This window comes from Zemynaea arenosa, assembly GCF_004614185.1.
Taxonomy (GTDB): Bacteria; Pseudomonadota; Gammaproteobacteria; order Burkholderiales; family Burkholderiaceae_D; genus Telluria; species Telluria arenosa.
Genome location: NZ_SPVF01000088.1, coordinates 1 through 8395, shown reverse-complemented (window position 1 = coordinate 8395; position 8395 = coordinate 1). Strand labels below are relative to the sequence as shown.

Sequence of the window (8395 nt, the reverse complement as noted above, 5' to 3'; positions counted from 1 at the left end):
ATACCGCGGCGCGCGGCGCGGCCACGCCCTACAACGGCCAGCGCGCCATGGACGTCATGAGCCCAGGCGCCGCGACTCGGGCAGAAGCAGGCCAGCGCGCTGCCGACAGCGCGGGTCGCAGCGCTGCGACCACGCCGCCCGCGCAGGCCTCATCCTCCCAATCCGCCCGCACCCTGATCCTGGAAGCGCGCCGCGCAATCGCCAACGGGAACTACCGCACCGCCATCAACCGCATGGACGTCTGCATCACGATGATGGACCCGGTGCCGCAGGAATGCCGCACCCTGCGCATCAGCGCCGAGTACCAGCAACAGTCGATGGAACGCTGTCTCGCGAGCGGTGCCGACTGGATCGGCGACCACTGCGAATGAGAGGCCGCCGCGCGCGGCGCCGGCCGGGCCGGCGGCCAACGCGCTTAGGTCAGCGGAAGGGGATGTGAATCAGGCGGCCTGCGTGGTCGCCGCCGACAGCGACGGCTTGTCCGGCCACCCGCCGAGCACGATGGACAGGTCGACGTAGCCGTTGCGCCACGCCTTCTCGAGATCCTGTTCGACCGCCGTCAGCGCCTCCGGGCCGTACTTCGGGAACCCGCGCACGCCGTAGGCGCGATTGCGCCCATGCGCCTTGGCCAGGTACAGCGCCATGTCGACCAGGTTGACCGCACGCTCCCACGGGATCGATTGCCCGCCCGGCACCAGCGGGAACGGGGCGAAGCCGACGGAGACGTTCACAGACAGGCGGGTGTCCTGGTACTCCACCGTGTGCGACGAAATTCCCGCCAGGATGCGGCGCGCGACTTCTTCCAGCCCGCTGCGCGGAATCGCCGGCAGGAAGGCCAGGAACTCCTCGCCGCCCCAGCGCACGATCATGTCGGTCTCGCGCAGGATCTCGCGCAGATTCTCCGCGATCATGCGCAGCACCGCGTCACCGGCCGCGTGGCCGTAGGTATCGTTGACGTGCTTGAAGTGGTCCACGTCCAGCAGGAACAGCGCGCCGACCACCTCTTCGCCGGTGGTCCCCGCTCCGCGCTTCTCGGACGGCACGTGGCTGCGCATGAAGTCCTGGAAGTGGCGGCGGTTGTACAGCGCCGTGAGCGGATCGCGCGAGCTTTGCTGCTTGAGCTCCTGGTTCTTCACCTCCAGCTGCGCGTTGGCATGCCGCACCTTGCGGTACAGGAGGCCGACGATGACCGCGGCCAGCGCGAACACCACGGCCAGCAGCCACCACACGCGCTGCTGCAGGCGGCGGTTGTCGAGCTCCGAGGACTTCACATCGTTCTCGCGCTTCAGCAGCTCGATCTGCTTCTGCTTGGCCACGGCCTCGTACTTGACCTGCATGTCCACCAGCGCCTTCTGGCGCCGTTTTTCAAACAGCTCGTTGGAGAGATCGCGTTCGCGGTGGTAGGCCTTGACCGCACCCTGGAAATCGCCCGCCTGCTCCAGTGCCGAGCCATATTCCATCAGGACGCTCTGGAGCTCCGGCTTGTCGCCATTCTGTTCGTAGGCCTTCAGCCCCGCTTCGAAGCTGCGTTTGCCCTCGGCCACGTGGCCGGTGGCCAGCAGGGCCTGGCCGATGTTGATGCGGCCCGTGGCTTCCGTGGCCGGGTCGTTATGCTTGCGCGCCAGGTCGATGGCCTGCTGCGCGTACTCCAGCACCTTCGGATAATTGCGCTCCTTGAGGTACAGGTCCGACAGGTTGACCAGGGTCTCGGCGACCATGGCGTCGGCGCCGATGCGGCGCTCGAAGGCCAGCCCGTCAAGCAGCGCCTTGAGCGCGCGCTTCGGCTGGTTGCTGTCGATCGCCAGCCCGTACTCGGTGGTCTTGAGCGTGGCCATGCGGCCCAGCGACCCGGTCTGCGCGGCGAGCACGACCGCTTCGTCGAGTGCTTCGAACCCTTTCTGGTATTCCTTGGTCTGGTCGTACAGCACGGCCAGGGCGCGCAGCACCATGACCTGGGTGATGGCATCGCCGGTCTGGCGCGCGAGCGCGAGCGCATCCTGCATCTTGCCCAGCGCCGCCGGGAAGTTGCCATCCTCGGCGTACGCCTGGCCGGAATTGGTCAGCACCGTGACCCGCAGCTTGAGGTCACCGGTGCCCGCGACCAGCTTCTCGGCGTCCCACACCAGCTCGTGCGACGCCTTGAGCTGATTGAGGTCGTACAGCGCGTAGGACTTGGCCAGCTGGCCCTTGATGAGCGCAATGGTGTCGCGCTGCTCGCGCCCCATCTTGATCACGTCGTCGGCGATGGCGACCGCTTCCAGCGGATGGCCAAGGTACTGGCGGATCAGGGCTTTGACGAACAGGAATTCGGCGTACTGGCGGGTGCCCGCGGCCTTGGCCTCATCGGCCAGCGGCAGCAATTGGCGCTCTGCCTTCCCGGGCACATAACGGGCGAGTTCGCGAATCTCGAACACCCGGTCCGCGAGCGCGGAGGACGGCTGGGCCGCGTTCAGCGCCGCCGGCGCGGAGGCGGAGACCTCGGCCTGGACCAGGGGTGCAGTCACGAAAAGGGAGGCAATCAGTACGCTGGCGATGCGGCGTACCGGCTTACGGGATCTCATTCCTGCCTGTTCCTGTGTCCTGGTTTTTTCCGTGGGCCGTGAAGGAAACGGCCTCGCCCGATTATATAGTTGTTGCAGAGTGGAAAGCTCGGTTGACGGAAGATTCTACCGAAGCCAGCCTCTAAATCCGTTTCGCAAAGGCGGAATTTCACGGAAACTTAACAAGTATGTTGGCCGTGCGCCACTATCCCTGCGCGCTCAGACAACAATCTGTTGCAGAAGGTATAAGCGCTGGTATAGGCCGCCATCGATAGTCATCAGCTCCTCGTGACTGCCGGTTTCCTCGATGCGGCCGTGATTGAGGACCACGATGCGATCGGCGTCGCGGATGGTCGACAGGCGGTGCGCGATCGCGATGATGGTGACGCTGCCGCGCAGTTCATCGAGTGCGGTCTGCACGATCTGCTCCGTTTGCGAGTCGATGTGCGAGGTGGCTTCGTCCAGCAGCAGGATGCGCGGCTGCCCGGCCAGCGCGCGGGCGATGGCGATCAGCTGCTTCTGGCCCGTGGACAGGCGCGAACCGCCTTCGCCGAGCGCGGTGTCGTACCCATGTTCGAGTGCCAGGATGAAGTCGTGCGCATGCGCTGCGCGCGCGGCGGCTTCGAGCGCCGCCTGCGGCAGGCCGCGGCCCATGTCGATGTTCTCGCGCGCCGATGCCGCCAGCAGGAACGGGTCCTGCGGCACCAGCCCGACCTCGGCGCGGAACTGCGCGTTGCCGATGTCCGCCAGCCGGTGGCCATACAGCTCGATCGCTTCCGGCGCGGCCGGGTAGTAGCGCAGCAGCAGCGAGAGCAGGGTGGATTTGCCGCTGCCGGTGTGGCCCACGATGCCGTAGAAGGCGCCCTGCGCGATCTCCAGGTCAAGGTGCCTGAGCACCGGCTGGCCCGGCACGTATTCGAAATCGAGGCCGCGGATGCGTACCGCGGGCACGCCCGGCTGCGTGGCCAGGCGGCCGCGCGCGGCGGCGCTGTGCTCCACTGCCTGGTCTTCGTCCAGCAGCGCGGCCACGCGCGAGGTTGCAACCACGGCCTGCTGCAGGCCGCTGAACTGCATCGTAATCTGGATCATCGGCTCGATCACGCGGGCGATGTAGCTGATGAAGGCATACAGCACGCCCACCTCCACCGCGCTCATGGCGGAGCGGCCGAAGAAGTAGATCACCAGCGCGAGCAGGACCACGTTGAGCAGGTCCAGCGCAGGCCGCAGCAGCAGGGCGTTGGCACGCAGTTCGGCCACACGGGCCGTGTACTGGGCCGCATTGGTCTTGGCGAAGCGGGTGGCGAAGCGGCCCTGCGCGTTATTCGACTGCAGGACGCTCATGCCACCGATCGACTCCGCCATCTGCGCATTGATCTCGCTGCGCAGGTGGCGCGCCTTGGTCACCGCCGGTGCTGACAGGCGCTGGTACAGCCACACGATGCCCAGGACTGCCGGCACCAGCGCGAGCACCAGCAGCATCAGGTGCCAGTCCAGCCACGCCATCGCGATCGAGGTCCCGAGCAGCACGATGCCGCTGTCGAGCATCACGAACAGCACCTGGATGTAGAGGGTCTTGACGGCCTCGGTGTCGTTGGTCACGCGGCTCACCAGCTGGCCAGTGATGGCGCGGTCGAAGAAGGCCATGGGCAGCTTGAGCACGTGGCTGTACACGTCCTCGCGCAGGCGCTGCACCGAGCGCATGGCGAGGCCGGACAGGCGCACCAGCTGCCAGAAGCGCAGCATGGACGAGGCGCAGCCCATGAACAGGACGCCGCCCAGCAGCAGCGCCATGCGCGGCCAGTCCAGCACGTGCGGCAGCAGATGTTCGTCGATCAGCTTCTTGCCCAGCAGGGGGCCGAGCACTTCCAGCCCTGCTGCCAGCACCAGGCCGAGGATCGCCCACCACAGGTGCTCGCGGTCCGGCTCGGCCTTCTGGCGCAGCAGGCCGAGGGCATGGCGGAACTGGGCGCGGCTGAGGGTGTGGGTCTGTCCTTCAGGATGCGTCAAGGCTGGCCTCCAGTTGCTGGTAGCGCCACTGGCTGGCATACCAGCCTTGCAGCGCAAGCAGTTGATCGTGAGTGCCGCTTTCGGCGATGTGGCCATCCTTGAGCACCACGATCAGGTCCGCGTCCACCACGCCGGACAGGCGGTGGCTGGCGATGATGGCGCCGCGTTCGGGCCGCGCGCGGCGCAGCTCCTCCAGGTGGTCCAGGATGCGGGTCTCGGTGCCGGTGTCCACGGCGGAAAGGGCATCGTCGAGCAGCAGCAGATCGCTGTCGGCCAGCAGGGCGCGCGCGATGGCCACGCGCTGGCGCTGGCCGCCCGAGAGCGTGATCCCGCGTTCGCCCACCGGCGTCTCGTACCCCTGCGGAAAGCGCAGGATGTCGTCGTGGATGGCGGCCATGTCGGCGGCATGTTCGATCTCGGCGCGCGTGGCATCCGGCTTGCCGAGCGCGATGTTCTCGGCGATGGGTGCCGAGAACAGGAAGGATTCCTGCGGCACCCAGCTGATGGCGGCGCGCAGTGTGTGCAGGGTGTAGGCGTCCAGCGGCTGGCCGCCCCAGGTCACGCTGCCTTGCTGGGGTGTCAGTTGGCGCAGCAGGACGCGCAGCAGCGTCGATTTGCCGCTGCCCGTGGGGCCGACCAGCCCGAGGGTCTGGCCAGGCTGCAGGGTGAGCGAGATGCCGGAGAGCGCGGGCAGGGTCTGGCCGGGATAGGAGAAGCTCACCTCGCGCAGCTGCAGCGGGCCGGGGACGATGGCGGCCAGGGTGCCATGGTCGTCCACCGTCAGCGGCGCGTCCAGCAGCGGCTGCAGGCGGGCCAGCGCCGCGCGGCCGCGCTGCACCAGCGCGAACACCCAGCCCGCCGCGAACATGGGCCAGATCAGCTGCCCGAGGTACATGGTGAAGCTGGTCAGCGCGCCGATGGTGAGCTGGTCCTGCCACACCAGGTAGCCGCCGAGACCCAGCGTCAGCGCAGTCGCCGCGGCGAGGGTCAGGCCGACGGCCGGTTCATAGGCTGCCTCCCAGGTCTGGGCGGACAGGCTGGCGTCGGCGGCTCCGGCGGCTAGCTCGCTGAATTGAGCGGCGCTGCGCTGTTCCAGGCCAAGCGCACGCAGGGTGCGCACGCCGGACAGGGTCTCCTGTACATGGTCGTTCAGCGCCGAGAAGCGCTTGAGGGCATCGGTCTGCGCCTCGTGGATGTGGCCCGAGATGCGCTTGAAGGCCCACGCCATGAAAGGGAAGGGCAGCAGCGCGATGAGGGTCAGCCGCCAGTCCACGCCGAGGAACATCACGCCCAGCACCATCAGCAGCGTGAGGGTGCCGTCAAAGCCCGCCAGCATCGCCTCGCCCGCGGCCTGCTCGATCGCGTCGATGTCGTTGGTGGCCAGCGCCATCAGGTCGCCGGTGCGCTGCTTCTGGTAGAAGGCCGGGCCCTGCACGCCGAGGCGCTGGTAGAACTTGGTGCGCAGCTCGACGCCCAGCATGTAGGCCGCGGAATACAGGCGCAGACGCCAGCCCACGCGCAGCAGGTAGATCGCGACGCCGAAGCCGATCAGCGTGGCCAGTTCGATCAGCAGGTCCGTGCCGGACAGGCGGTGCGCGGCCAGCGCGTCGATCATGCTGCCCACCTTGCGCGGGATCCAGACCGTGAAGACCGCCACGCCGACCAGCATCACGGCGGACGCCGCATACGCGCGCCAATTGCGCGCCACAAATCCGCCGATCAGCCTTGTTAACGTCATGTGCCGGTCTTTCCTGTCCTGGGCTTGTTTTTTACGCGCTCGAAACGCACGCGGGCCACCGCAGCCCCCGACGCGTCGGGAGGGCGGTGGCCCGCTAATGTACTACCTTTGAAGACGCCGCGTGAGGACGCTACTACTTTTTCGCCAGCGGTTTTTTACCGACGGTTCTGGCCACAGCGTCGGCCACGGGCGTGAGCTCGCCCTCCGCTGGCGGCAGGCCGATGGCCGGTGCATCGACGATCTTCTGCAACTGCGCGGGCGCGATGGCCGTACCGCTGTCGTCGGCCTGCGCGGATTGCTGGTGCGCGGGCTGCGGCTGTTCCGGTGCCTGCGGCGCGGCGGACGGCGCCTCGTACACCTCCTGAGGTGCGGCCAGTGCCGGAGCCTGAGCCGGAGCCGGTGCGGGCGGCGCCACGCGCTGTGGCACCGCCATGCCGGTCATCAGGGTGAAAATCTCGCGGCTGTATTCGATCCAGTTGTCGACCCCGGCGGTGGAGAAGCCGGCGCCGGGCAGGCGGCCCGCATCGGGCATCTCGATCAACTGGCGCATGGCCTGCGCGCTGCGGTCGAAGGTGGCGCGGCCCGCGGAGATTTGCGCGTCGGCCAGCTGGCGCGTGTTCTCGATGGCGGCCGCGGCCAGCGAGCCGAAGAATTCGAGCTGGGCCAGGAACTGGTCGCGCCCGGCTGCGGTGATCTGTTCAGGAAGCGTGGTCATAGTCGTCCTTTCAGTGGGTTATGTTGCGATGCAATATATGCAAGTGTAGCCATGATTACTGAGCCTGCATAGCTCGCACGATAGCTTTTTCACTGCATTGCAGCACGGCAATCTGGCGGCCTCCGCTACAATCGGACCGATACCCCGACAGGAGCCCCGCATGGACCTCGTGATACGCAACGCCACCTTGGCGGACGGGCGCTCCGGCGTCGACATCGGCATCGCCGGCGGCCGCATCGCCGCGCTGGAACCGCGCCTGGCGGCACAGGGCGCGCGCGAGCTCGATGCCACCGGCTGCCTGGTCACGCCGCCGTTCGTGGACGCGCACTTCCATATGGACGCGACCCTGAGCTACGGTCTGCCGCGCGTGAACGCCTCCGGCACGCTGCTGGAGGGCATAGCGCTGTGGGGCGAGCTGAAACCGGAGCTGACCCAGCAGGCCCTCGTGGACCGCGCCTTGCAGTACTGCGACTGGGCGGTGGCGCGCGGGCTGCTCGCCATCCGCACCCACGTCGATATCTGCGACCCGCGCCTGCTGGCGGTGGAAGCGCTGCTGGACGTGAAGCGCCGCGTGGCGCCGTACATCGACATGCAGCTCGTCGCCTTTCCGCAGGATGGTCTGCTGCGCAGTCCAGGCGCCTTCGGACAGCTGAAGCGCGCCATTGCGATGGGCGTAGACGTCGTCGGCGGCATTCCGCATTTCGAGCGCACCATGGGCGAGGGTGCGGAGTCGGTGCGCCTGCTGTGCGAGTTCGCGGCGGCGCAGGGCCTGCGCGTGGACATGCATTGCGACGAGACCGACGACCCGCTGTCCCGCCACATCGAGACGCTGGCCTACGAAACGCAGCGCTGCGGCCTGCAGGGCCGCGTGGCCGGCTCGCACCTCACGTCCATGCACTCGATGGACAACTACTACGTCAGCAAGCTGCTGCCGCTGATGCAGGAGAGCGGCGTCGCGGCCATCGCCAACCCGCTGATCAACATCACCCTGCAGGGGCGGCACGACACCTATCCGAAGCGGCGCGGCATGACCCGCGTGCCGGAGCTGCTGGCGGCGGGTATCGACGTCGCCTTTGGCCACGACTGCGTGATGGACCCCTGGTACGGCCTTGGTTCCGGCGACATGCTGGAGGTAGCGCATATGGGCCTGCACGTGGCGCAGATGACGTCCCAGCAGGCGATGCACCAGTGCTTCCTGGCGGTGACCGAGACACCCGCGCGCATCCTCGGCCTGGAAGGCTACGGCATCGCGCCCGGCTGCGATGCGAACCTGGTGGTGCTGGACGCGGGCAGCACGGTGGAAGCGATCCGCCTGCGCGCCGCCCGGCGTTGGGTGCTGCGGCGGGGGCAGGTGGTGGCCGAGGCGCCGCCCGCGCGCTCCGCGCTGCACCTGGA

At 68.0% G+C, this 8395-nt stretch carries 6 protein-coding genes; 2 read left to right on the top strand and 4 right to left on the bottom strand.

The genetic code is table 11. The annotated features are described in order from the left end of the window. Window positions 1-371 (top strand): hypothetical protein (locus tag E4L96_RS23575; protein ID WP_167758613.1); only part of this gene is annotated, 371 nt, incomplete at its 5' end. A gap of 69 nt (window positions 372-440) precedes the next feature. On the opposite strand, the gene E4L96_RS06325 is transcribed toward E4L96_RS23575, so the two are convergent. The 4 genes from E4L96_RS06325 to E4L96_RS06310 all read right to left on the bottom strand — a co-directional run bounded on the left by E4L96_RS06325 (window position 441) and on the right by E4L96_RS06310 (window position 7000). Then, window positions 441-2561: a tetratricopeptide repeat-containing diguanylate cyclase gene (locus tag E4L96_RS06325; protein ID WP_135206372.1), complete on the bottom strand. Its 2121-nt coding sequence runs from the start codon at window positions 2559-2561 to the stop codon at window positions 441-443. A gap of 198 nt (window positions 2562-2759) precedes the next feature. After that, window positions 2760-4547: an ABC transporter ATP-binding protein gene (locus tag E4L96_RS06320; RefSeq protein WP_370660728.1), complete on the bottom strand. Its 1788-nt coding sequence runs from the start codon at window positions 4545-4547 to the stop codon at window positions 2760-2762. After that, entirely contained in the window at window positions 4534-6285 is a 1752-nt protein-coding gene (locus E4L96_RS06315) for an ABC transporter transmembrane domain-containing protein (RefSeq protein ID WP_135206370.1), read from the bottom strand. Before E4L96_RS06315 ends, E4L96_RS06320 begins: the two co-directional genes overlap by 14 nt. A 133-nt stretch (window positions 6286-6418) precedes the next feature. Then, on the bottom strand, window positions 6419-7000 hold the full coding sequence (locus E4L96_RS06310) for a phasin family protein (protein ID WP_135206369.1): 582 nt from the start codon (window positions 6998-7000) through the stop codon (window positions 6419-6421). A gap of 160 nt (window positions 7001-7160) precedes the next feature. Here E4L96_RS06310 and E4L96_RS06305 point away from each other — a divergent pair. Next, on the top strand, window positions 7161-8395 hold a 1235-nt coding region (locus E4L96_RS06305), incomplete at its 3' end, for an amidohydrolase family protein (protein WP_135206368.1).

What these genes read in the sequence shown, in the direction of transcription:
- E4L96_RS06325 (WP_135206372.1), bottom strand. Translation starts at nt 2,561, where the DNA reads ATGAGATCCCGTAAGCCGGTACGCCGCATCGCCAGCGTACTGATTGCC.
- E4L96_RS06315 (WP_135206370.1), bottom strand. Translation starts at nt 6,285, where the DNA reads ATGACGTTAACAAGGCTGATCGGCGGATTTGTGGCGCGCAATTGGCGC.
- E4L96_RS06310 (WP_135206369.1), bottom strand. Translation starts at nt 7,000, where the DNA reads ATGACCACGCTTCCTGAACAGATCACCGCAGCCGGGCGCGACCAGTTC.